22 protein-coding genes are annotated in these 23,818 nt (G+C 39.2%); 13 read left to right on the top strand and 9 right to left on the bottom strand.

Going from position 1 to position 23,818, the window contains the following annotated elements; translation table 11 throughout:
* Positions 1–90 precede the first annotated feature (90 nt).
* Genes LEP1GSC199_RS19520 through yihA form a run of 4 tightly spaced genes read left to right on the top strand, consistent with a single transcriptional unit; the run spans position 91 to position 3,951 of the window.
* Entirely contained in the window at positions 91–2,019 is a 1,929-nt protein-coding gene (locus LEP1GSC199_RS19520) for a GAF domain-containing SpoIIE family protein phosphatase (RefSeq protein ID WP_002990685.1), read from the top strand.
* Positions 2,016–2,339: a tRNA lysidine(34) synthetase gene (locus LEP1GSC199_RS22130; protein WP_002990634.1), complete on the top strand. Its 324-nt coding sequence runs from the start codon at positions 2,016–2,018 to the stop codon at positions 2,337–2,339. The genes LEP1GSC199_RS19520 and LEP1GSC199_RS22130 overlap by 4 nt, the downstream gene beginning before the upstream one ends.
* Positions 2,261–3,316 carry a tRNA lysidine(34) synthetase gene (locus LEP1GSC199_RS19510; protein ID WP_332307950.1) on the top strand — a complete coding sequence of 352 codons (1,056 nt, stop codon included), beginning with the start codon at positions 2,261–2,263 and terminating at the stop codon, positions 3,314–3,316. The genes LEP1GSC199_RS22130 and LEP1GSC199_RS19510 overlap by 79 nt, the downstream gene beginning before the upstream one ends.
* Positions 3,317–3,321: 5 nt before the next feature.
* Entirely contained in the window at positions 3,322–3,951 is a 630-nt protein-coding gene (gene yihA, locus LEP1GSC199_RS19505; RefSeq protein WP_002990898.1) for a ribosome biogenesis GTP-binding protein YihA/YsxC, read from the top strand.
* Here the strand turns inward: yihA and LEP1GSC199_RS19500 are convergent.
* From LEP1GSC199_RS19500 to LEP1GSC199_RS19480, 5 genes are all read right to left on the bottom strand, one after another.
* Positions 3,934–4,647 (bottom strand): hypothetical protein, encoded by a 714-nt coding sequence (locus LEP1GSC199_RS19500; protein WP_002990574.1) that lies wholly within the window; start codon positions 4,645–4,647, stop codon positions 3,934–3,936. The genes yihA and LEP1GSC199_RS19500 overlap by 18 nt on opposite strands.
* Positions 4,648–4,767: 120 nt before the next feature.
* Positions 4,768–5,451 carry a surface adhesin Lsa25 gene (gene lsa25, locus LEP1GSC199_RS19495; RefSeq protein WP_002991056.1) on the bottom strand — a complete coding sequence of 228 codons (684 nt, stop codon included), beginning with the start codon at positions 5,449–5,451 and terminating at the stop codon, positions 4,768–4,770.
* Positions 5,452–5,464: 13 nt separating this feature from the next.
* The gene (gene omp85, locus LEP1GSC199_RS19490) at positions 5,465–6,952 is read right to left on the bottom strand and encodes an Omp85 family outer membrane protein (protein ID WP_002990836.1); all 1,488 of its coding nucleotides are present in this window, start codon (positions 6,950–6,952) and stop codon (positions 5,465–5,467) included.
* 72 nt (positions 6,953–7,024) lie between these two features.
* A complete protein-coding gene (locus tag LEP1GSC199_RS19485; protein ID WP_002991084.1) occupies positions 7,025–7,540 on the bottom strand; it encodes an acyl-CoA carboxylase biotin carboxyl carrier protein subunit in 516 nt (171 codons plus the stop codon).
* 1 nt (position 7,541) lies between these two features.
* A complete protein-coding gene (locus LEP1GSC199_RS19480; protein WP_002990816.1) occupies positions 7,542–8,987 on the bottom strand; it encodes an acetyl-CoA carboxylase biotin carboxylase subunit in 1,446 nt (481 codons plus the stop codon).
* A 94-nt stretch (positions 8,988–9,081) separates the two neighbouring features.
* Here LEP1GSC199_RS19480 and LEP1GSC199_RS19475 point away from each other — a divergent pair, with 94 nt between their 5' ends.
* Complete coding sequence (locus tag LEP1GSC199_RS19475; RefSeq protein ID WP_039927537.1) at positions 9,082–11,082, top strand: LTA synthase family protein; 2,001 nt, start codon at positions 9,082–9,084, stop codon at positions 11,080–11,082.
* Here LEP1GSC199_RS19475 and LEP1GSC199_RS19470 read toward each other — a convergent pair.
* From LEP1GSC199_RS19470 to LEP1GSC199_RS19460, 3 genes are all read right to left on the bottom strand, one after another.
* Positions 11,062–11,376, bottom strand: a complete 315-nt coding sequence (locus tag LEP1GSC199_RS19470; RefSeq protein ID WP_002991106.1) for a hypothetical protein — start codon at positions 11,374–11,376, stop codon at positions 11,062–11,064. The genes LEP1GSC199_RS19475 and LEP1GSC199_RS19470 overlap by 21 nt on opposite strands.
* A gap of 142 nt (positions 11,377–11,518) precedes the next feature.
* On the bottom strand, positions 11,519–12,238 hold the full coding sequence (locus LEP1GSC199_RS19465; protein ID WP_002990906.1) for a lysophospholipid acyltransferase family protein: 720 nt from the start codon (positions 12,236–12,238) through the stop codon (positions 11,519–11,521).
* 175 nt (positions 12,239–12,413) lie between these two features.
* Entirely contained in the window at positions 12,414–13,517 is a 1,104-nt protein-coding gene (locus LEP1GSC199_RS19460) for an LIC11274 family protein (RefSeq protein WP_039927490.1), read from the bottom strand.
* Between the two features lie 151 nt (positions 13,518–13,668).
* Between LEP1GSC199_RS19460 and LEP1GSC199_RS19455 the strand changes: the two genes are divergently transcribed.
* The 8 genes from LEP1GSC199_RS19455 (at position 13,669) to LEP1GSC199_RS19420 (ending at position 22,743) form a co-directional block, all read left to right on the top strand.
* Positions 13,669–14,547, top strand: coding sequence for a DUF2225 domain-containing protein (locus LEP1GSC199_RS19455; protein WP_002990688.1), 879 nt, complete (start codon positions 13,669–13,671; stop codon positions 14,545–14,547).
* Positions 14,548–14,551: 4 nt separating this feature from the next.
* Entirely contained in the window at positions 14,552–15,346 is a 795-nt protein-coding gene (truA, locus tag LEP1GSC199_RS19450; RefSeq protein ID WP_002990761.1) for a tRNA pseudouridine(38-40) synthase TruA, read from the top strand.
* Positions 15,318–15,956 (top strand): hypothetical protein, encoded by a 639-nt coding sequence (locus LEP1GSC199_RS19445; RefSeq protein ID WP_002991054.1) that lies wholly within the window; start codon positions 15,318–15,320, stop codon positions 15,954–15,956. The genes truA and LEP1GSC199_RS19445 overlap by 29 nt, the downstream gene beginning before the upstream one ends.
* On the top strand, positions 15,956–17,263 hold the full coding sequence (locus LEP1GSC199_RS19440) for an LIC11270 family surface protein (RefSeq protein WP_002990952.1): 1,308 nt from the start codon (positions 15,956–15,958) through the stop codon (positions 17,261–17,263). Before LEP1GSC199_RS19445 ends, LEP1GSC199_RS19440 begins: the two co-directional genes overlap by 1 nt.
* Before the next feature lie 78 nt (positions 17,264–17,341).
* Positions 17,342–19,192: an adenylate/guanylate cyclase domain-containing protein gene (locus LEP1GSC199_RS19435; RefSeq protein ID WP_002990584.1), complete on the top strand. Its 1,851-nt coding sequence runs from the start codon at positions 17,342–17,344 to the stop codon at positions 19,190–19,192.
* Entirely contained in the window at positions 19,189–21,093 is a 1,905-nt protein-coding gene (locus tag LEP1GSC199_RS19430) for a FecR domain-containing protein (RefSeq protein WP_002990713.1), read from the top strand. Before LEP1GSC199_RS19435 ends, LEP1GSC199_RS19430 begins: the two co-directional genes overlap by 4 nt.
* Positions 21,090–22,094 carry a hypothetical protein gene (locus tag LEP1GSC199_RS19425; RefSeq protein ID WP_002991075.1) on the top strand — a complete coding sequence of 335 codons (1,005 nt, stop codon included), beginning with the start codon at positions 21,090–21,092 and terminating at the stop codon, positions 22,092–22,094. The genes LEP1GSC199_RS19430 and LEP1GSC199_RS19425 overlap by 4 nt, the downstream gene beginning before the upstream one ends.
* Before the next feature lie 52 nt (positions 22,095–22,146).
* Positions 22,147–22,743 carry a hypothetical protein gene (locus tag LEP1GSC199_RS19420; protein ID WP_232420854.1) on the top strand — a complete coding sequence of 199 codons (597 nt, stop codon included), beginning with the start codon at positions 22,147–22,149 and terminating at the stop codon, positions 22,741–22,743.
* Here the strand turns inward: LEP1GSC199_RS19420 and LEP1GSC199_RS19415 are convergent.
* Positions 22,716–23,813 (bottom strand): DUF1574 domain-containing protein, encoded by a 1,098-nt coding sequence (locus LEP1GSC199_RS19415; protein WP_002991031.1) that lies wholly within the window; start codon positions 23,811–23,813, stop codon positions 22,716–22,718. The two genes, LEP1GSC199_RS19420 and LEP1GSC199_RS19415, sit on opposite strands and share 28 nt — an antisense overlap.
* Positions 23,814–23,818: the final 5 nt, after the last annotated feature.

The following is a 23,818-nucleotide window of genomic DNA, read 5'->3' as shown; positions in this document are numbered from 1 at the left end:
ATAGATTAAGCATGAATCGTACCAGGTTTCTCGGATCTGCAGGAAATTCTTGTAGCTAATGAAAAAAGAAATCAAATACCTTGGCTTAGGATGAACCGTGAGCCCACTGACGATCGGATTTGTTTGCTCTGTGCCGAACCGCAGCTCCCCAATGGGATCACAAAAAATGGACGGTTCTTCTGCCAAACCTGTGATCGGGAATGGATTTTAGAAAAAAGAAAAATCGCACGGATTGGGAAAAACATCCTAAGCTCTAAAGAGAAAACGGAATTTCTTTTGGACAATCTTTCCCTTTTCAATTCTTCCATGGGGTTGGAAGAATTGATGCAAAGGTTTACGGAACTTATATCCATCCGTTTGAAACGCGATAAGGTTGCCGTTTTCATCACAAACCTAGAGTTAGGTGAGATTAAACTTGCCTACTATTCAAGCAGACAAAAGACCTTACAAAGAGCCATCAAACGAATCACCTTGGATTATGATTTGAGTTATGGTGTTTTGATTGAAGCGATGGCAAAAGGGGAACCTTGTTTTTATAAATTTTCAGAACAAAGTCATCCGTTTTATGAATTCTATTCAAAACTCACAGGAACAAAATCACAACTCGTCATTCCTATTCTTTACGCGAGTACTGCTGTGGGAATGGTAACTATTGACTATGAAGAGGAGGACTACTCAGACTTTTTCGAAGATCAAGAAATTTTACAACTTGTAGTGGGTCAATTTGCCGTATCACTGCGAAATTCTCTTTTATTTTCCAAATCAGAAAACCAATCCAAAAACTTTCAGAGTTTGCATACCGCAGCATTAACTTTAAGCCAACTCTACTTAAACAATCACGATGAAATGATTCGTATGATTCTTTTAACTCTTTCAGGTATTGTGGAATCCACTCTGACCTGTCTCATCGAAAGAACAACCGAATCTTCCAAAGCAAAAGTATTCAAACTCTATCGAGATTTAGAAAACCACCAAATCCATACAAAAACAGAATCCATCGACATAGATAAAATTTTTTCTCTATTACAAACCAAAGAAACCATTACGCTAAATCCAACCACCCATTCTAGTTTGGTTACACTCGGGATCGAAGGAAAGGAATCTATGGTTTTTCCACTCACTTTGGAAAACGGAACCAGTTGTGTTTTCATTCTCACCAAACAAGAAAATCGATTTCCCCATGATGAAATAGAAGCATTGAATGCCTTTGTTTCTTTGGCAAGAATCACTATGGAAAATTCCAATTTATACCAAAACCTTTCGAATAAAGAAAGGTTGGAAAAAGAAATTGAAATTGCAAAAGAAATCCAAAGTACCCTCTTACCTAGAAAAGCTCCAGAAGCCGAAGGGTTCTCCTTCGGTGGTTTTATGGTACCGGCTCGTGGGATTGGTGGAGACTACTATGATTTCATACTTTCACCTAACAGAAACGAACTATTTATTTGTATCGGAGATGTTAGTGGAAAAGGAGTTGCCGCAGGTCTTGTTATGGCAACCGTCCGGACCATTCTACATTCCCTTGTTCGTGTAAAAGATTCACCTTGGGAGATCCTAAACGATATCAATAGTTATCTCTATACTAGCTATAAGGAAGCCATCACCCCCCGGTTTATGAGTATGATTTTACTTAGGTGGAATTTAGTCACTGGTGAAGTGCAATACTCTGGCGCCGGACATGGAAATTTCTATCATTACCAAGCAGGCTCAAAATCTCTTTCTATCATCGAAACAGAAGGAGTGATCCTCGGAATCCAACCCGATATTTCGGCCTTCCGTAACGAGTCCAAATTGAAATTTGATTCAGGTGACACCATTTTACTTTACACAGATGGAGTCACAGAAGCAAGAAACTCTGATGGGATAGAGTTTGGAGAGTCCCAATTAAAATCTAATTTTCTGTCCTTTATCCCACTAGAGCCAAAAAACATACTCGAGAGGATCTATTCGGAACTAAAAGAATTTGTCAAAGAACAGGAACAACACGACGATATCACTATGGTAGCAGTAAGGAAGATATGATCCCAGAAATTCCCACTCCAATCACAAAACTTTTTGAAACTGCCCTGACCAGAATGGGAAACAAACTTCCGACACTTTGGGCCGAAAACAAAACGCAGTTTCTCATTGCCTATTCCGGAGGGAAAGACTCCTCAATTCTCGTTCTGTTTTTTAAATATCTAAAAGAAACTTACCATATCCAAACACCCACTCTGTTTTATTTATCCCATGGAATTCGTTCCATTGAAACGGAAGAAAACGAATTATTTCAATTTTTAAAATCTACAGAATTCCCCTTTCATTTTGTAAAAAAAAAATCCCAAATCTATCTCTCAAACTAAAAAAGGGATTAGAGGAAACAGGAAGGCTCATTCGTTACCACGAACTTAAAAAAATTACCGATAGAATCCCTGCTATTGTTCTTACTGGTCATCACTGTAAAGACTATACCGAATCCATTTTTCTACACCTAACAAGGGGAGGTGGGAAAAAAGCATTTTTTACACTCCCCCCCTTTGATGGGGAACGTTTTTTACCGTTAGTTTTTTTTGAAGATAAAGAGTTAGACTTACTCTATGAGTTTGTATTGAACAACATGAAAGTTTTTGAAGATGAATCCAACAAAGATCCGGTCTACAAACGCAACCGACTTAGAATGGACTTACTTCCTGTATTAGAAAAAGAAAATTGGAACTTTCACAAAATCTATTGGAATTTCCATGATCGTTCCCAACTCAATTTAAAATTTGATTTAAAAAAAGAATCCGTTTCCAAACAAGAACCTCATATCTTTCGTATCCCTCACGAAACCTGGACAAGTCTCAATTTATCTTCCAAAAAGGAACTGATTGATTTTCATTTAAAGTTACTTGGACATTATCCTTTATACAAATCAGGATTTGATAATTTCCATTTACAATCGGAAGGGGAAAGAGCTTTTTTAGAAAACAAAAACTGTTTTCTATACAAATCAAAGTTTGGTGATCTTTTCATCATTGATAAAAAATCTCCTGCTTTTAAAAAAGCAGTCTCCCATCGGGAAGGTGATAACCTTTGCATTGAATGGAATCAAAACAAGTTCAAACTTTCTGATCCAGCCGGAAAATACAGTCTTGGATCTTGGCACCATGGTCAAAAGATCCAAATTCGCTCTGGAAATAAGGAAATTTCAGAATGTATGAGAGAAAACGGAATTCCTTTTTTCCTTAGAACCTACATTCCTATTCTCTATTTTGACGGAGAACCCATTCAAATTTTGTTTTCCCTCTTTTCGAAAAGCGAAAAGAATTATCCCAAACGAATCTATTTGGAAAGGTGAACTAGATGCACAAGTATTCCAAAGAAATTCCCTTTCCGGAAACTAAATTCTTCACTTCCATTGCCAACCTAAATGAAAAGGAAGAATTGGACTCCATTCCTTCCATCGCTTTTATGGGAAGGTCCAACTCAGGAAAGTCAAGTTTGCTCAATGCACTTTCAAACCATAGGGGACTCGCCAAAGTTTCGAGAACTCCAGGAAAAACGAAACTCATCAATATTTTCAGAACTAAGGTAGGATTTAATCTCATCGACTTACCGGGGTTTGGTTATTCAAAGGCATCCCACAAAGAACATAAGGATATGATGAAACTTTTGGAAGGGTTCCTAAATACATGGCAAAATTTAAAAATTCTATTTATCCTTTGTGATTCACAAAGGGAATTCCCAGAAGAAGAACTCTCTACAATTGAAGTTGCCATGGAAAAAAAAATCAAACCTGTGGTGATCCGAACCAAAATAGACAAACTAAATCAAAGTGAACAACACCGAGTGCGCACAGAAATGGAAACAGCTATGAATGCAATTGGGATTCCCTTTCGAGTTTTTTATCTTTCCGCAACAACAGGAAGGGGTATTGGAGAGTTACGCGAGTTTATAGTAGAAAATATGATTCCGTCAAACAAAGGTGTCTAAATAATTACCAACATTAGATTCGGTTTGTATACTCATCATTCCAAACAAATTAGAAGTCATCATTTTACGAAAGTCTGTGAGTAGGGCAAAAGTTTCTTTCAATTGTTCTTTCACCCGGATGAGTCTCACTTCTTCTTCCAAACGTTTTTTTTCTGATTCAATTTCTTTCAATCGTTCTGCCGAATGAACGTTGGAGGATGACTTTTTTGTTTTTTCAGATTCTAGTCGTGTTTCGAGTTCTTTAATTTTAGATTCCAATTCTTTTTCATGAGATTTTTGTATTAACTCCTTGGGATTTAATTTGGTTTTCTCTTTCGAATTGGGTTTTTTATCTTCATCCTCTTTCAATTGGAAAAGGTCCTTTATGGACTTCCCATCTGAGTAAGGAGTCAGTGCGGGATCTTCTTCCGATTTCGCTTTTGGGCGAGTGACTGCGTGGGTTTCTCCACTCACAGCCACCATTCGACCATCTCGGAGCTCATAGTTGATTTTTACTTGGACAGATTGTACATCTCGCCCTTCACGGAAGGCTTCGTTTTTGAATTCGGCTGCATGTCCGAGTTCATGCGAAATGACATGTAAGGCAGATAGGGATTCTGGGGCAGTTTCCAATTGTCCATGACCGGCATAGTTCACCCGGCGATCTTTTAAAAGATCTACATTCATACGACTGAATGGAGACTCGTCAATTCTCATGGAAACCTCACCACCTAATGGGTACTTCGGTTTGTTATCAGAAAATATTAGTAGGAAATTGGTTTTTTGGAAAGCGAAAACTCTCCTGAAAGATCAGGAGAGTGAGTGAAAATTGCGTATTTAAGGGCCGGTGCGAACACAACGGACATAATTCCTTTGTGTTTTTACTACGTTCCTCTGCACTCCGTAAGATTGTCGGTCAAACGAAATCGCATGTGCTGTTTCCCCTGGGATATCTTCGTTATTCGACCAAGCGGTCCAGTAGTCCTCTTCCTGGGTGGAAGGAAAGTATTGGAGGGTCGCTGCACGACCTGGGACCACTAACCTTTGGTATTCGGCCACAGTCGGAACTCTCCAACTAGCACCTAAATAATTGCTGTTTTGGCAAGCCCCATACAATTCGCTAGAGCCAGCGACTGAAATTGAGGAAAAACCTTGGAGCACTTGTGGAAACGCAATCGAGTTACACGCATGTGTTTTGGAATCACAATATGCAACCTGGGCTGCACCTGCACGGGCCACGTCGTTCGGATTCAAAATAGAACCTTGTGGTGCTCCCAAACAATCGTTATTTCCCGGACGGTAAACTTGACCGTGCGTACATTTCTGCCAAACTAAATTGGCTACTGGATCTGTCACAGTTCCATTACCATTGTCTCTGAGACCTTGGTTGGCTAAGATACCTGCGATCAGTTGACTGGTTTCTTCCGGGCTTAGACCGTAGATATCATCCACAGGTTTCATTTCACAATTCATGAAAAAAGATAAGACCAAAAGAGCGAAACAATATTGAATTTTTTTCATAAGCTCTGCCCTCCTAAAATATATGGTTAAAGTTAATGAATGTTTGTCTATCTTCATTCGAAATCGCATGATCAAAATAGATAACAGTTGCTTGGTTCCAAGGAATTCGGAGTCCGATCCCTCTAGAGTGTTTGTAGTTCTTTAAATTCGCATCTTCTGTGCGGTCCCATACTCGACCTACGTCGTAAAAAGGAACCAATTGGAAGTCAAAGTGTTGCCCACCAAACTCAGCTTCTGCGAACTTCCAACGAATTTCAAAGTTTGCAAATGCCATAGTTTGGCCAACAAAACGATCCTGTTTGTAACCACGAATGGTAGTTCGACCACCAAGACCGGATTGGTTGATTTCCGTTCCCCACATATTGCGGTATTCATAAAACGGTGCGTCTCCATTGGTTTGAATCATCGTTCCCCGAGCTGCAAGAACAAACTTTTCCAAAATCTCTGGAGGTTTGTTTGTGAACCATTGGACAGGACTGATGAAGATACGACCCGATACTAAGTTTTTATTGAATTCTGATGTAGAACCGATGGCCTTAGTCGAACGTTCATGGGTGTATTCTAAGAATAATCCACGGTTTGGATCCGGTTCAAAGTCACGGGTGTCATAAACAATACCGGCACGGACTGTATTCGTATAACCGCCGTTAATTCCTTTGATCTTTCCATCTTTATCGTCACGGGTTAACTTGGTTTCCCCTTGTGGAGTTCCAAAGGTACGATCAACGTCCAAAAGTCCCAAAATTCCATCGACTGATCCCAGTTGTGCGTCGTTATACTTTCCGTCGTATCTACGAATGATTTGTTTGGAAAGACGAACCCCTGTCACCGTACGAAGTGTTCCTCCGAAAAAGGAATATTCACCGGAAGTGCTAAAGTTAGGATTTTCAATGTCATAACGATTGTATCTGTGATCACTCACAATAGGAGCTTCCCCAGATCCCGCATCCCCTGGACGACGATAGTTCAAATTGTCTTCATAATCCGCAAAGGGAGCATTTCGTCTGATTTGACCGTTGGGATCGTTCCTTTCTAAGTAGGAAAGCGGTTGGAGAGTGTTCTCGCCGATACCAAAGAAAAGAGAGTTTGGATTTCGTTCATAAACCAAATCCGCACGGAGCCTCCACTTAGTATCGAAGATATAAGGTGCATCCACACTCAACTGGTGGTAAGGAGCCCGTTTGGTTGTATTGAAATACTGAGCAAATATCCGAACACGGTAAGGTGTGTATTCAAACATCGGGGAGGTTTTTGCCCCGTTGTAAAAATAAAGCACACGGGCCCCATACCCCACCCCCACATTGGGATCGGAATTAATGAGAGGAAGGCCCGTAAAGTACCCACCCTCTTTTTTATTCTTAAAATCCCGTTCGCTCAATCTCCTTTTTTCGGAGATTTCGAACGGAAGGTCAGTACGGGGTTGTCGTTCCTGACCGAAAACCCCGTGAAAAAACGAAAAAAACAACAGAAGTGTAAAACTTCTTAAAATATGATTGTACATTCTCTACCTATCAGCCAAAGAAACTGCCTTATGGTGGGAAATTTGAAAAATATGTCAAATAGATTCGAAAATTTATGTTTTTTCCGGTTCGATTCTGTGTAATATGATTAACACTTCGTCTTGTTGGACGAGATCCCCTTGTAATTTTCGAATCTCTTCTACACGGCATGGATAAGGTGCCTTAACGGCGTTCTCCATTTTCATCGCTTCCAATACCAACAGGGTCTCCCCTTGTTTGTGTTCCATACCCACTTTAGTAGAGATTTGCACTACTTTTCCCGGCATGGGACTTTTGATTTCAGGAGATGTTTGGCCAGCACCTTCATACGACCGTTCAGTAAGTTTTCCACTCCATATCTCCCCTTTCCAATGGAAAAAAATCTCATTTCGTACTTTAAGATATTTTAATACAGATCCATCTTTCATAGTTACGGATTGTAACAGATTTGTATTGGAGGAGTCTGGATTTCCTTTTACCAAATCTTCTAACTGGAATGAAAAAGAGTCCACCCCCATCCGAACTCGAACGGAGGCACCACTCACATAAACAGAAGCCGGGCCATTTTTAGTTTCAAATAGATAATCCATATTAGGTGGTCTCCTTTTTCCAAGGATTGTTCGGTTCTTTAGAGGCGAAAAAGGTACCTGCTAGTGCTAACTTGAATTCGTCCTTGGTTTTGTCTGACAGAAGTTCCGACTCGTTGTCTGCAATGAAGTGTGTTGAAACATTACCTTCCGCAAATTCTTTTGTGGAAACAAGTCTTTGTAAAAACTGTAAATTGGTTTTGGGGCCAAAAACAATTGTCTCCGATAAACAATCGATTAGGCGGTGAATTGCAGTAATTCGGTCCTCGCCCCATACAATCAATTTTGCAATCATGGGATCATAAAACATAGTGATTTCAGAACCAGAGACCACGCCAGAATCAACCCGTAAGTAGTCTCTTGTAGGAAAGGATAGATGGTGGATCCGTCCCGTGGATGGTAAAAACCCTTCTTTGGGATCTTCCGCATAAATCCGCACTTCCAACGCATGGCCTTTTTGGGGAGGAGTTTTTGTTTGTGGTAAGGATTCTCCTTGGCAAACTCGAATTTGCCACTCAACCAAATCAAGACCCGTTGTCATTTCTGTAACTGGATGTTCTACCTGCAAACGAGTGTTCATCTCTAGAAAATAAAATTCACCACTCTCACCTAATATAAATTCTACGGTTCCTGCACCTTCGTATTGGACAGCTTTCGCAGCCATAACAGCAGCATCGGACATTTTGGATTTTAATTCACTGCTATAATTTGGTGCTGGAGTTTCTTCGACTACCTTTTGATGACGTCTTTGCAAAGAACAATCTCTTTCATGTAAATGGATGATGTTTCCCTTTGTGTCTCCAAAAATTTGAAACTCCACATGCCTCGGATTTGTGATGTATTTTTCCAAAAGGATACGATCGTCACCAAATGCGGAAAGAGCTTCACGTTTTGCAGAAAGGATGCCAGGCTCTAATTCTTCGGGTGTATTAATCCGACGCATTCCCTTTCCTCCACCACCAGCGCTTGCCTTTGCCATAATTGGATAACCAATTTTTTCGGCCTCTTTTTTGAATACAGACATTTCCTGGGAAGCACCTTCATAACCCGGAACAACAGGAACACCGCTTTTTGCAACTAACAAACGTGAACCGATTTTATCCCCCATGGCTTCTATAGAGTGCGGTTTCGGACCAATGAATCGAATTCCATGTTTTTCTAATTTCGTAGCAAAATCAGTGTTTTCTGATAAAAATCCATACCCAGGATGCACAGCATCGGCTCCTGTTTCTAAACAGGCCTTGATGACCCTGTCTACATTTAAGTAAGAAGAACGGGCATCGGTTCCCCCTAAAGAGAACGCTTCGTCCGCAGACTGGACAAATAGACTTTGTGCATCCGGATCGGAATAAACCGCAACCGTTTTGATGCCCATTCTTTTTGCGGTGCGAATGACACGTACAGCAATTTCACCGCGGTTGGCGATGAGTATTTTTTGGATCGGCTTCATGTGAGTAGGATCAAAACTAAAGAGCCATGAAAATAAATCAACAGAAAGATCGGAACTTCATTGACCGTCTTCTTCCATGACAAATTCTTTTTTTATGGTGAAACATTTCCCCACCCCTAGGTTTTCAGATCGAATTTTCCTAACCTATATCTCCTTTGGATTTCTCACTCTCTTCCTACATCGTATTTTATTTTTTATTGTTTACTCCTATCGATTGGAAGAGTTCCCATTTTTAATTCTGCTGAAAGCATTTTTAATTGGGTTTCGATTTGATTGGGTTACCATTTCTATTCTGTTAGTTGGCTTTTATGGATTGTCCCTTTGGGACAAAGCCTCTAGGCTTAGGTGGTATAGATATTTTTGGCTTATCACACCTTTGGTTCTGTATCCATTTTGTTTGATCCATTTATTTGCCGACTTGTTATATTTTGAAAACGCAAACAAACACATTGGATATGAAGCCATTGTATTTTTAGGTGATTTAGATGTTTTGATTTCTTCTGCCTTCGAAGAAGCTCCCTTTAAAATTCTACTATTTTTGATTTGTATTGGTTTGTATATTTTTGGAATCCGATATTGGTTTTCCAAACTTAAAATCGCAGAAAAACGAAACGAAAAAGAATCTTTTCGGTCTAGTTCATTCAAAACAATACTTTGGATCCTCTTTTTCTTTATTGGACTTCGTGGTGGGCCACAAGAATCTCCTTTACGTGCTAGTGAAGCAATCATATCAGATGACGCTCTCATCAACCAACTGGCGTTAAATGGTATTTACACAACCATCAACGATTTTAAAAGCCAATCCATTCCCAAACATCTAAAAATGACAGATAAAGATATGTTGGCCGTGGTTCAGGAAGAAATTTCATACGCCGGTGCTGAATTTATAGGTGATCCTGAGTTTCCTTTGGTTCGAAAAATCACAGGAATACCTGGGAGAAAGTCAATCAATGTGGTTTTAGTTATCCAAGAATCTTGGACTGGGAAGTATGTTTGGCCAGTATCCGATGGAATTTGGTCGGATAAGGAAGTAACACCATATTACAATACTTTGGCGAAAAAGGGGCATAGTTTTCGAAAATTCTATGCAAATGGAGGTAGAACCAGTAATGCATTACTTTCTGTTCTTACCAGTGTTCCCGATAGACCCGGTCTCACCGCCATTCGTACACCACAAATCCTAAGTAACTTTTCAGCCATTGGAAATCTATTTTCTGGATTGGGATACCAAACCAGTTTCATTACGGGAGATGATTTAAAATTCGATAGTTTAGCCACCATCCTCCCTCATTTTGGATTCAAAACTTTGATCGGGAAAGAGGATTTTCGTAAATCCGGAAAGTATGAAATTGGTGCCTGGGGTTACGATGATGAACATCTTTACACAAAAGCATTAGAAGAAATGGATTTGTACCAAAAAGATAACAAACCCTTTTTAATGACGATACTCACCATGACAACACATTACCCGTATAAGGTGCCAGACTCGAAGTATGAAATTTATGATTCTAATGTCACCGATTTTGATTATCTCAATACCTATCATTATTCTGATGCTGCCTTAGAAACATTTATGAAAGAAATACAAAAAAGAAATTACTTCGAAGACACACTATTTGTATTTGTCGGCGACCATACTCATCATAGATATCTGTCTTATTATGAAGATCGAATGGTTCCTTTTTTATTATATGCCCCCAAATACATAAAGCCAAAGTTAGATGAAAGAATTTCTTCTCAACTGGATGTACTTCCAACAATTTTAGGAGTGGTAGGAAAAGAAACTTACTTTGCGGGTTTTGGGAAGGATATGAGAGCTACTGGTGTGAAGTCGGGTAGTACTTACTTTGCTTATGGAAGTGCTTGCGGTTGGATTGATGAAGAAAAAATACTCTATCAAAGTGTGGATGGGGATACCCAGTTTATTTTTCAAATGATCCCACCTTACGGACAAGACCCAGTTTGTATTCCAAATCGAAACAATTGCCTCCACCAAACAGTGAAAGCAAAGGCCTTCTTTAACTTATCCCTAGAGTTAATGAATCGGAATTCTCTTTATCCGCTAGAAGGTTCTCTACGGTACACCAGGAAATGAATCTACATACTTGACTTTGAAGTCAGGAAAACTATTCACTATCTGGACTTTAAAATCAGGAAAAGAACTGACTTCTTGCCACTTTCCGCAGTCGGAAGGAAAACTACTTACCTTTTGTACCTTTAGATCGGGAAAACTATCTACAATTTGAACTTTAAAATCAGGGAAACTGGTAACAAACTGAACCTTACCCGCTAATTTTTTTCCTTTGAACGTACAGTCAGAAGCAACTTCTCCTGCGAAAACAGTCGAACTGAACAAAATTCCAATGAACAAACCAACCAACTTTTTCATAATTACCTCATTTTTTTAAGAAATAAATTATCGATATAATTTTTCAGCTGTCAATCCTTTTGTCCATAAAATTGAAATGGAAACCACCAGTGGGTAAATGAACTTTCAAATAATCAATTACCCTTTCGCGATAGAACTAAACCTAAGAAAGTTTGATTCTTTCAGCTTCCGTCATTACATCTAACTCTTGTTTTTTGGTTTGCATTAAACTGTGTAAATAAGTTTGGAACTCTTCCCAAGAAGAAAAATCAGTGGGATCATGTATACCCAAACCCATATAACCAACTACGTTTCCTTTTTGGTAGTTTTGATAAGTGGTCACTCCTGATTTCAAAGCAACAAAAACTGGAATTTTTTGATCAAAGGCAATTTTCACCATTCCTTTCTTTAAGGGGAGGATTTCTTCTGAATATGTATTTTTTCCTTCTGGGTACACAATGTACGAAGTGGTTTTTAAACCTTCGATTAGGTTTTTTACAGAAATGGCGACAGACATGGCTTTAGAATTATCAAACACTTGTGAACCCATTGCCACCATCCACCAATAAGCAAAGAGTGCTTTTTTGATTACTTGGTTTGCCAAAAATGGTTTTCGGATCACATAACAATCATAAGGAAAATCCATTTCGTTCACATGATTTAGAAATATCATGTGGCCTTTTTCGGGTACATTGATTTCGTTAAATACGATGAGTTTAGTTTTTGTAATCTTTAGAACATCTTCTGCCCAAATTTTGGTTCCTTCTAAAAACTCATTGATACGGGCTTCTTTGTTACCTGTTAAAGAACGATATAACCCTCTGATCAAATAGGGACTTGCTTTTCCAAAAACAAGAAGAGTGATTCTTAAGTAAACTTTCATCACCAAACGCCCGTAGTGGACGCTGAGTCCGTGTAAATTTTTCTTAATGAGATCGTCAACGACCGGAATTTTCGCCATAGCAACAATTAGACAAAAGAGGTCATTCTATGGAAATAAAAAAGCCCAAGAAAAATCTTGGGCTTAAGACTTTGGAAACAGTGTTAGATAACGTTTCTTATTGTTGCGGAGTGGATGTGGCTCCAGCGGCAGGTTTTGTTGGGACATTCAATGCTTTTTTACGTTCCTGGTCGTATTTCATGAACACCATATTGTTGGAATCCAAATCATACACTCGACCTCTCACATCAGCATGATCCACTCGGTAGTCTTCGGGAACACGAACATCAAACATGGCTTGGATGCGGTGATCATATTTTACATAAGGATTTTTTGAAAAATCATAAGTAACACCATCAACTTTAACAGGTTGGCCTTCCACAGCGACACCATTTTCATCTTTAGATGGCTCTGATTTTGCTTGTGAATTGTTCAGGTAATAGTTGTCATACGGATACTTCAACTTATAGATATTAATCGCATTTGCTTTCGAATCACGACCGAGGTTGATGGCACCAAAATACAAATCAATACGATACTTTCTATGAGATGGTTGTAGTTTTTGGTGTTTTTCCAAATTCTTTTCTACTCTTAAAGCAGTCGCCCTTGCTTCTTTCGCAAGACCCAAGTGTTTGTATCCCAACTCCAAGTTTTTCTCAATATCATATTTGTTATAACTATAGTGAGCCTCTTTTGGATCGTACATACGGCGTGAATAAGGAGCTTCTCTTGGAATGTCCATTACATCTTGACGGAAGTAAGAACCTTTTCCATATTCGATGGAAATATCAAGGAGAGCTTTATCCATAGGATTGTTTGGATTTTTTCTTTCCATAGCCGTTTTCATCATCTCTTCTGCACGTAAGATGTAGAGTTGTGAAATTTCTTCGGTTATCTTTTCGATTCCCAATTGGCATTCGAGAAATCGTTGGTAAGCCGATGGGAAATTACCTTCGAAGTGGTATTGCAAACCTTCTTGGTAGATTCGTTTGGCTTCGTTGTATTTCTTCATACGAAAGCCTTCTTTCCCTTCTGGTGCATTTAATTCCGCAGGTTTTCCTTCGGGATCTTCACCACGGAAATTTTTTACAATTGGTTCTAACTCACGTAGGTAAGTCAAAAGTTCAATTCGTTTGTGGTATGATTTACTAGAGACCGATTCTGCAAACATAGGTGTCTGCATCACGAGACTCGTCATGAGAATAAGAAGGGATTGTTTCATTGCTCTGCCGTTCATTCCGTTTCCGTACTTTCCTTCCTTCGAAGAATCTTACAAGTAATTTCGGGGTGGCCCCTGTGAGTATTATCGGAGATTTCTGATATTGGATTGACAGATTGTATTTTAAAATTGAGCCTTTTCCTAGATTTTTCCTATGTCCCTAGCTGCAGCCCAGTCCAAAAAAGTATCTTTTCGCGCCAAAGAGTCCACAGTCTGCCCAATTTGTGATGAAAATCACCAAAAGGAACAAATGTTCCAAGGGGGGGGAAGACTCATTGCCGGGAAGTTGGCACAAGATTTACGTCGTTTATATGAAAAAAATAGAAAATTCGGTCGTGTCAGTCCTCTGGATTATGTCATGTCCGTTTGTCCGCGTTGTTTATACTCTTCTTTTCCCAAAGATTGGAGTGCACTAAACCCAGCCGACAACGAAGCCATCCGCATGGCCACGGACTCTCGCAGAAGTTATATAGAAAAAATTCTAGGTCCCCTTGATTTTACTGGAGACCGTCAAATTGTGTTAGGTGCTGCTTCTTACTTACTTGGGATTGATTGTTACCAACTCCGTGGTGCGAGTGTTTCCCCTACTCCTAAAAAGGCTGTTTGTGCCATTCGTGGTGCTTGGTATTTTTCCGATTTGCATGAAGAATTTCCACACATTGGATATGATAAAATCAGAGATTTTCTCTACCAAAAAGCAGCTGTTATCTACGGATATACCTTAGAGCTCATGCAAAATGGAAACGAACCTGTAGACCAGGCTGCGGGAATGCTCGGGCCCGATACCGATAACAACTGGGGATTTGATGGTGTAATTTATCTCAACGCATTTCTTACCAAAAAATTCAAAGACCAATTGGCTCCCAAACCAGAAGATCAAGTTTTGCTTTTATCACGCGCCAAACGAACTCTAGCAAGATTATACGGTTCAGGAAAGGCTTCTAAAGGAAAACCAGGTCCTATTGTGGAAATGACTCGCGAGTTGTATGACGAATACAATGCCATCCTTGAAGCAATGGGAGGCGAGAAGTAAGGGTTTGCCCAACTACGCACTTCTCGTCGAATACGACGGTACTCATTTTTACGGTTGGCAGAAACAAAAAGACATTCCTACGGTCCAGTCCTCCATTGAATCTGCCCTTTCCATTATCTTAAGGAAAAATCCCGCATCACGATTGTCAGTTGCTGGTAGAACAGATACTGGTGTTCATGCTTTGGGTATGGTGTGTAATTTTAAAACAGAATTTCCCATTCCCAACTTCCACAAATTCCTAGTGTCCGTGAATGCTCTTACCAAACGAGGAGTTTCGGTAAAAAATATTGTCGAAGTACCAATCGACTTCCATTCCCGGTTCAGTTGTACTGGCCGAGAATATATCTACAAAATCTATTACAGCAAATATGAAAGTAGCTTTGTGGAAGGCAGGGCCTACTGGGAGAAACACCCTGTAGATTGGGATTTTGTGGAAAACCAACTCACGAACCTTATTGGGGAAAAAGACTTTCGATCACTCACAAAAGCAAAGTCAATGGCGGGCAAACGCTCCATTAGGAAGATTTTTGACATTCGTTTGGAACGATTGACATCAGATTGGATCCAAGTCCGAATCCGCGCCAATGGATTTATGCACAATATGGTTCGTATTACGGTAGGAACTTTACTAGACATTGGAAAGGGACGTTGGAAATCTAGATCCATCGGCTCCATTTTGGAAGAGAAGAACCGTTCGACTGCAGGAATCACGCTCCCGCCGGATGGTCTCTATTTTGTCCGCGCATATTACGAAGATTATCCGGAAATTCATGAATTGTATAAAATCACTCTTCCTTAGCCTTTTTCTTGCAATTACTCTTTTTTCTGGACTTCTTTCCGCACAAACTCTAGAAGAATACAACAAACGCCGGTATGAAATCGGGGGCTGGGTCGGTGCGGCAAACCCCATGCCAGGAACTCCCACTGTTCGCGTATTAGAAACTACACTTGGAGGTGGGTTCTATGCGAGAATGCCTTGGCCTTGGATTTTTTATACAGAAGTGGGTGGATCTTATGCCGTGTTTTTATCAAGATCAGAACGGGCACTCACTGCGATCCCACTCTATGCCGCTCTTGCCTATAAAATTCCAGTAGAACTTCCTATCCAATTTTTTATCAAAGGTGGAGGCGGGTCCGCTTATGTAGTCGCTCGTCCTGCTGATACGGCTCGTTGGGATCCATCCGCCTATGCCGGGTTAGAAGCGAGTTTTATTGCTGGTCGGAGAATTCGCATTGGTGTTAGATTGGATTATCATAAGATCTTTGAAACACAAATGGGTGTTCCCAATCAATACAGATACCCACTTTCTAGTCCTTATGATGATCCAAGGTTACAAAACCCGGCCAATTACACTTTGCAGAACGTAGATTTTTTCTATTTCGGTCTAACAGTAGGAGTTTTGTTTTAATGAATTCAATCTATCTACGTGTTTTGTTTTTATTTATCAATGTTCTGGTTCTTATCGATTGTAAAACTAAACTAGATTTAGGCGATGAATCAAATCTTCCGGTTATTTCCACACTCTTTAACAACAGAATGTTATTACTGTTGAAAGGAACTTATGCAACGGATAGTCCACTTGATTGGGCGGAACTCAACAATGGAACCGGGGATTTGTATGTCGATTCTCAAGGGGCAGGACTTGATCCCACCATGACCTTGGTCAACCAACCCAAAGTAGGAAGCCTACCCATCTTTTTGGATATTGGGGAAGTGCGAATTTCCAGCAAATACGTAAAAGGATTAAATGACCTCACTCAAATTCGTGATACAGTAGATTCAAATAAATTCTGGGACTACATTGCGCCGAACAGACAAGTATTTTGTACGGTCACTTACTCATTTGATAATAATACTTGTACAGAAAGTGATGGAATTATAAAAGCCTCTGATTTTTTTAATGGGGTCGGAGCACAATTTCCGTCCAACGACCCTTCCGCAGAAACTGTAGGTTGGGAATCTTCCTTTTCAGCAGGTAGGGCCTGGTTTGGACGCGAGTATTACTATGCTGCCATCTACTTTCGCTCTCTTGTGACTGGATACGCTCTGGACGGAGGAGCACCTGTTTCTGGTCGATTTGACAATAGACCAATTATCAATGGCCTGAATATTGTACCACGTAACAACTACGTGGCGGGAACTTCAACATCCGCCAAAAGTACAATTGTTCCCAAAATGTTCCCGGCTCTCTACACCCAACTTGCTAGCCAATCGGTTCAATCGGATATGCAGATCCGAGATGGGTTTGACCCCTATATCTTGGAAGTGAGAGTTAACTTAAAAGAAAATTTAATGTTACATTCGTATGTTACGAGCCGTGCGACAACTGTAACCTATGTGGGGATCAGCGATATTTTTTATGACCATAAAGGGGAGGGTGATGCAGGCGGCAATTTATTGACAAGGGCTCGGATCATCTATCCTGAAACTGCGTCTAGTTTAACCATCTCGGGCGGTGGAAATTCCTTGTTACACTACTATGGGATATTTAGAGAACAAGAATCTGATTTTGTAAACGTTTTGCCTCTTGCGGCAACACCTGCAAAACAGGGGGCAAAAATAAAGTATCTAAACCCAGGGACTTATAAGGCTGTTTGTTTAGGGGATCTCGTGAAACAGGACGGATTTCCTGACACTGTAGTACGGGAGACTACATTTAATATCCCAGATTACCCTTTCCGGCAGACGTATAACGTTGATTTGACTTGCCCTTAGTAAAAAATTAGTTTCCCCTTTCAATTTTACTTTTTTTTTAGCACCGTTTTTTGTGAAGTTGGTAAAAGTACCAATGATATGAAAACGATATTGCTAAAACTCCGTACCCTCTTGTCCAAGGATTCCCTCCCTCATGGAGAATTGCAGTTTCCAATTCGATACAAACTCCTTCTCATTACCTCAGTCGTATTGCTTGTTTCCATGTCAGGCATCATCTTTCTTGCTTCCTATTTTTTCAGAAAGGATAGTGAGGTCCGAGTAAAAGAAAATAATATCAAAATTAACGAGATCCTCTCCTTAAAAGTAAAATCGGACTTACATTCGATAAAACAAGATGTCCACATCACAGCATCTGCCATTCTAAGAAACCCGAACTCTGCCAATGCGATCGCCAAAGAGTTGTTTGAAGAAGATCAAAACTTTCTTTTGATTGGAGCTTACGATGTGAGCTTAAATCCAAAATTTGAAACTTTGAATGATGAATTTCTACAAAAATATGATTATCAAAAATCAGAAGTGAAAGAATTACTTCGTAATATCCAACCAAAACTAAAAAAATCCTTTGGTGGTACAACTGTCATTTGGAATGCAAGTCCCCGTTTTCGTCATCCAATCCTCTGTCTCAGTTTTCCACTTTCGGAATCTAAAGATACACATACAATTCTTGTAACTTTGGTCAAACTAGATAGTTTGTTAGACGCATTTCAAACTTCAGGTCCAGTTGAGACTTTCCTCGTTAGTGAAGATGGAAGTGTGTTGGCACATCCAGATGCAAAAGTAGTTTTATCGGGTATCAATCTCAATGATCTTCCTATTGTGGAACGTATGAAAAAATCCACTGTAGACAATGGGCAGTTTCGTTATGAATCTAAAGATGGTGTTTCCTACCTTGGATCTTTCAAAAAACTGGGGCTAGGTGGTGTAGGAGTTATTTCACAAGTAAGAGAAGCAAAAATCTTTGAAGAAGTTAATAACATTCAGAAACGAAATGTCTACATATTGATTGTTTCATTGGCTCTTTCTTTTATCGTTGTTTATATTTTTGCTAAATCTCTATCAACACCCATACTTAAATTAGTCGATGCTTCGGAAGAAATTAGACGTGGGAACTATCATATTGAACTTCATGCTACCACTCATGATGAAATTGGAACTCTTACTAAATCGTTCGTGAGTATGGGACGTGGTTTAGAAGAACGTGAAAAATTAAAAGATTCCTTTGGACGATTTGTCAACCAAGACATCGCAGAACTTGCAGCCAAAGGGAAACTATCTCTTGGTGGACAAAGAAAATATTGCACCATCTTTTTCTCAGACATTCGAAGTTTTACAGCAATTTCAGAAAAACTACAACCAGAAGAGGTTGTTGAATTTTTAAACCAATACATGACAGAGATGGTAAAGTGTGTCCAAGAAACAGGCGGGACTGTAGATAAATTTATCGGGGACGCCATTATGGCTACTTGGGGGGCACTCCGTGATACTAAACATCATGCAAAGTTAACAGTAGAAGCTGCGCTTAGGATGCGCGACAAACTCATTGAGTTTAACAAAGGCAGAGGCACCGTTAAAAAACCAATCATTCAAATTGGATGTGGGATTAATACGGGTTTTGTCATTGCAGGACAAATCGGAAGTTCGGATAAAATGGAATACACTGTGATTGGAGATTCGGTTAACCTTGCTTCCCGAGTAGAATCGCTGAATAAAGAAACCCACACAGACATACTCATAACGGAGACCACTTACCAAGAAGTCAAATCCGACTACCATGTACTGAGTATGGGAGAAATTGAACTAAAAGGGAAATCCAAAGCCCAAAAGGTCTATGCCGTGCTTGGAAGAAAAACAGATCCAAATTATCCCAAAAACCTAAACGAACTACAAAAGTTAGTTGGAATCACTGTAGTGAAAAAGGGGAAAAAATGAATTTAGACAAACGCGACCGTCTCGTCTTATTCACCCTCTTAAGCGTAGCAGTATTATTCACGATTTTATTTTATTTGGACATCAATCGCAAAATCGGGATTGGAGATCGTGAAGTTGTTGGAACCATCTTTTTTAAAAACAATATTGTCCAAAGAAAATTTGAAGACGAAGTGATTTGGGAAAAACTAGAAAACAACAGTTCTCTCACTAATAAAGACACAATTCGATCGGAAGCATTTTCGGATGCACTCATTCGATTAAAAGATGGAACAGAAATTAACATCGATGAAAATTCAATGTTTAACTTGGATTTGACGGGAGAAGAACCAAACCTTGAATTTACTCAAGGATCTCTCGAAGTCAAAAAGAACGACTCCCAAAAAAGTCAGTTAAAAATTACAAGTTCCGGAAGCGAAATCAATGTAGATTCTGGAAATGTCAAAATTGAACGTTCCAAAGAAAGAGAACTGAGTCTTTTTGTGGAAAAAGGAAAAACGACTGTCAAACAAAAGGACGGAAAGTCCGTGGCTGTCGATGAAGGTAAAAAAGCTGAATTCAAAAAAACAGGAATTGAAATTAAAAAAATTCCCGTTGTTCTCCTAGCACCATCTTCTCAAAAATTATTTTATGCAGAACCTGACGATGTATCAGTCCACTTTCAGTGGAAAGTAGAGTCAGGATACGAAGATCCTATTCTAGAAATTTCCAGATCACCTAACTTTCAAATGACATTTATCAATGAAAAAGTTGAGGGAACACAAGCCGACTTCAGATTAAAAGAAGGTACATTCTACTGGAGATTGAAGGTCAAAAACAAAACTGGTAATGGTAGTGAATTTAGCGAGATCAATAAATTTTTTGTAACACAACTAGAATCCTTTCACGGAGAATCTCCAGAACAAGGAACCGTGATTCCCTTCGTCCAAACATATCCTTTAGTAACTCTCACTTGGACCAAACTATCCACGGCTAACTCATATAAGTTGATTGTATCCAATTCACCTAAACTGACAAACCCAATAAAACAATTAGAAACTACTGCTAACCAAATTTCCTATGATGATTTTAAAGAAGGTATCTATTATTGGAAGGTAATTGGCAAATCAGCCTTTCCTGACACAAAAGATAGAGAAAGCCAAACCCTTTCCTTTACAGTTAAAAAACAAAACAATGTACCAGCCCCGAAATGGTTACGACCTTCACCCAACTCGGAAATTTCAGCGGATGAAATCAAACAAAACCAAGCAATTTTAATTTGGGATGGGAATGCAGAATTAAAGTCCTATCAATTGAAAATTTCCAAAGATTCCAAAATGGCAAATATAGTTTTCTCTGAAGAAACAGCTTCTAACTTTCTTGTACCAAATTGGAGCCAATTAGGAAAAGGAACTTTCTACGCAACCATCATTGGTAAATCAAAAGAAGGTAAAGAAACGGAAACGTCAGCTTTACTAAGTTTTGCCGTAGTGGATAAAAAGAAAATCCCAGAACCGGAAGTTGATCCAAACGAAAACAAACCTGCACAAAAACTAGAACCTAAATTGGAAATGATGTCTCCGAATGGAACCGTTGTACAAATGAAAGGAAAATCCAGTTTGGAGTTTCAATGGAAGGTAACAGGAGTAACAGGCGAACGATATGATTTAGTTCTGTACCAACATACTGGAGATAAAAAGACTGCCATTTATAAAATTACAACAAAGGAATCCAAACACACCCTAAAGGATTTAAGTATCTTAGATGAGGGATCCTTTTCTTGGGATCTTAGCGTTTATAAAGATTCCAGTTTATTATTATCTAGAAAGGGAAGTTTCATTCTGGCTTTAGATCAATTTAAGTCTTTAAAACCTTCTGATATAGAGTTTATCTCACCAAAAAGGTTGTACAAAGAGAAACGATGAAACTAAATACGAAACGATTCTTATTATTCTTTTGTTTATCGTCTTTTGCAATCGGTGCACAAGAAGGGACAAAACTGATCGTCTGGAAACCCATTGCTGGAGCTAGTGGGTATCAAATCCAAATCAAAGAAAAAACGGGGAAAGTGGTTATCGATAAAAAAATTGATACCCCTTATCAATCCATTGAGGAACTCCCCTCTGGAGTTTATTTAGTTAGAACTGCACCGCTAAACATATTTAAAAAACCAGCAGTTTGGTCTGTATGGAAAGATTTAGAAGTCATTCTTTCGGAACCACCTAAAGTTGTGTTAGAGGAAGAAAAACCAATCCTCCTACCCAAATCAGAATCCAAAGTGGAAAAAACGATATCAAATGTTACTATTGAAGGAGAACATTTTTTAGACGCTACCAAAGTGGATCTTACCAGAAAGAATGAGACACTCCCAATCCTAAGTAAAGAAGTCAAATCACCTGAACGTATCGATTTAAAAGTGGATACAACGGATGCAAAATCTGGAACTTATGATTTGACTGTCACCAATCCTTATCAAAAACCCAAGGTCGTTACAAATTTTGTTCAGGTCGAGGAACCAAAACATGTAACTGATCCTAACGGATCTAAAAAAGGTAAACTATTGTCGAAACCTTTTCGCGATTACACTTATGAAGAGATGTTGTCATTTTTAGAAACTGATATTGCAGTAAATTGTAAAAACACTAAAGTACCTGCCTTAACATTAAGCGAGTGCCACAAAACTTACGTTATACTAAATTTTTCTAGCGATGATAATCATTCTGTTTTCGAATTCTACAAATTAATCAACGAAAACGAAACGGATCGAATGAGTGCCTACCAGTACTTTGCGAAAAATTGTTCTCCTCGATTCCGACCTGCGTTCGAACGAATGGAACTACAATGGAAAAACCGGAACAATCTAGACCCGGATGAACGGCAATCTTTGGTCCAAGAATTGGCTAAATTTCGAAATTGTTCTAGGTAAATTCTATTTCTTTTGCTTGTAAGGAATCCCATTTTTTAGTCCTATTAGGAGAATGAGATACTCTTTGATTGCATCGGTTGGAATCACATTGGCTTCAATGCAAGTCCTTCATTCCGAACCATCCGTTCTGAGCCAAAATGTGAAGGAAGTCACAACTAGAATCCAGGATTTGGCTCTCTACCCTACTCTTTCCAAAAAAAGACTTTATGGTGCCGTTTCTAAAGGTGGTGCCATTCGATTTGATTTAAAAGCGGGAGAGGCGTCCCCTCAGTCCATTGGCATTGGTGTGGCAACTGATGGAAAATTAAAAGAGTGGGTTCTTACTGTGTATTCTGGTAACGGACAGAACGAAAATCCAACCATCTTAAGAAAAGAGAAGATCGAAGCCGAAGCACAGTGGGTCTTCGAATTGTTAGCGCCTCCAGAAGAAATCACTGTGGAAATTCAAAATGTAAACTCCGAAACTCCCGTCTCTGTAGTGGAAATTGTCCATGGGTATTATTATGGATATTCAGTGGATAAAGAAAACAATACCAAACCCCAACCACAAAATCCTACCAAACCAAATCCAACAGATCCAGAAAAACTTTCACCCAACGATGTTCAGAATCGCACGGAATTTTATCGGGCACCCTTTACAAAAGACTGAATTAGATTTTTAAAAATATAATCGGTATACTCATCATAACAAGTTGGTGACATGTGACCTGCATCACTGAAGTTGTTGCAGGTATACGTCGGGTCATCGTTCATATTCCAAAAAGGAATTCCATTTTGATTATGATAGGCAACCATCCTCGGGTACCAATCATGGTACACCGTATCCACCTTACCTTCTCCCACAGAAACCTTTAAGTTTCGAATATGATCCATGTAGGGCAATGAGAGTCGAACCCAAATCACTGCCGATGGTACTCCCAACTGTTTTGCCAGTTCCAAGGATTGGTTTGTGAAACTCAAAATGCTGTCTGAAAATCGGAATGGAACCAAATAAGAATGAAAATCCCCAATCGCAGATTTTTTTAATAATTCAGGTGGAAGTACAGATTGGTGGGTTCCGGGTGTCATAGCCGAACCTTTGCCCCTATTTAAGTTTTCCATCAAACTGCTACGTAATTCACGATAGGGAAACAAAAACGATTCTTTGTTTCTGGCCCTTGTAATGATGACTTCTAACTTAGGACGGTATTGATAGGCACGAAACATCCGTTTTGCGATCAGTGTTGAGATATCATCCGTTGAAAACAGCGAAAAATGTTTTAATACAAAAGATACATTGAGTCCGTTTGTCAAAGTTTCATCTACTTTTAAAGTAGCTGTCGAATTGTACATTTCCACTGAGTGATCAAACAAAAAGAAATCAGGTTTTACATTGTCTTTATGGAATTGTTCCATCCATTGTAATACATAATCCGGTTTTCCTCCCGGTACGGAGAAATTAAACATAACCCAACCAGGATATTTTTTATGAATGTATTCATTGTCGAACAAAAGAGCACGAGAGTTGCCAAAGTAAACCAATACTTTGTCTCGGTCTTTGTTTGATAGGTAAACCTTCAAATCTTCATATAACTGTTGTTTTTGGATGTAGTTAATGTCAGAAAGAGACTTTGAAAAATAAGTATGAACATTTTCGAGAAGTAATAGTTTGTCTAAACAAAACGTAAGGAAGACAACCAAGAACGGGACTAATAAAAATCGATTACGAATTAAATCCACAATAT

This window comes from Leptospira vanthielii serovar Holland str. Waz Holland = ATCC 700522 (assembly GCF_000332455.1).
GTDB lineage: Bacteria > Spirochaetota > Leptospiria > Leptospirales > Leptospiraceae > Leptospira_A > Leptospira_A vanthielii.
This window is presented reverse-complemented; position numbering and strand designations above follow the sequence as displayed.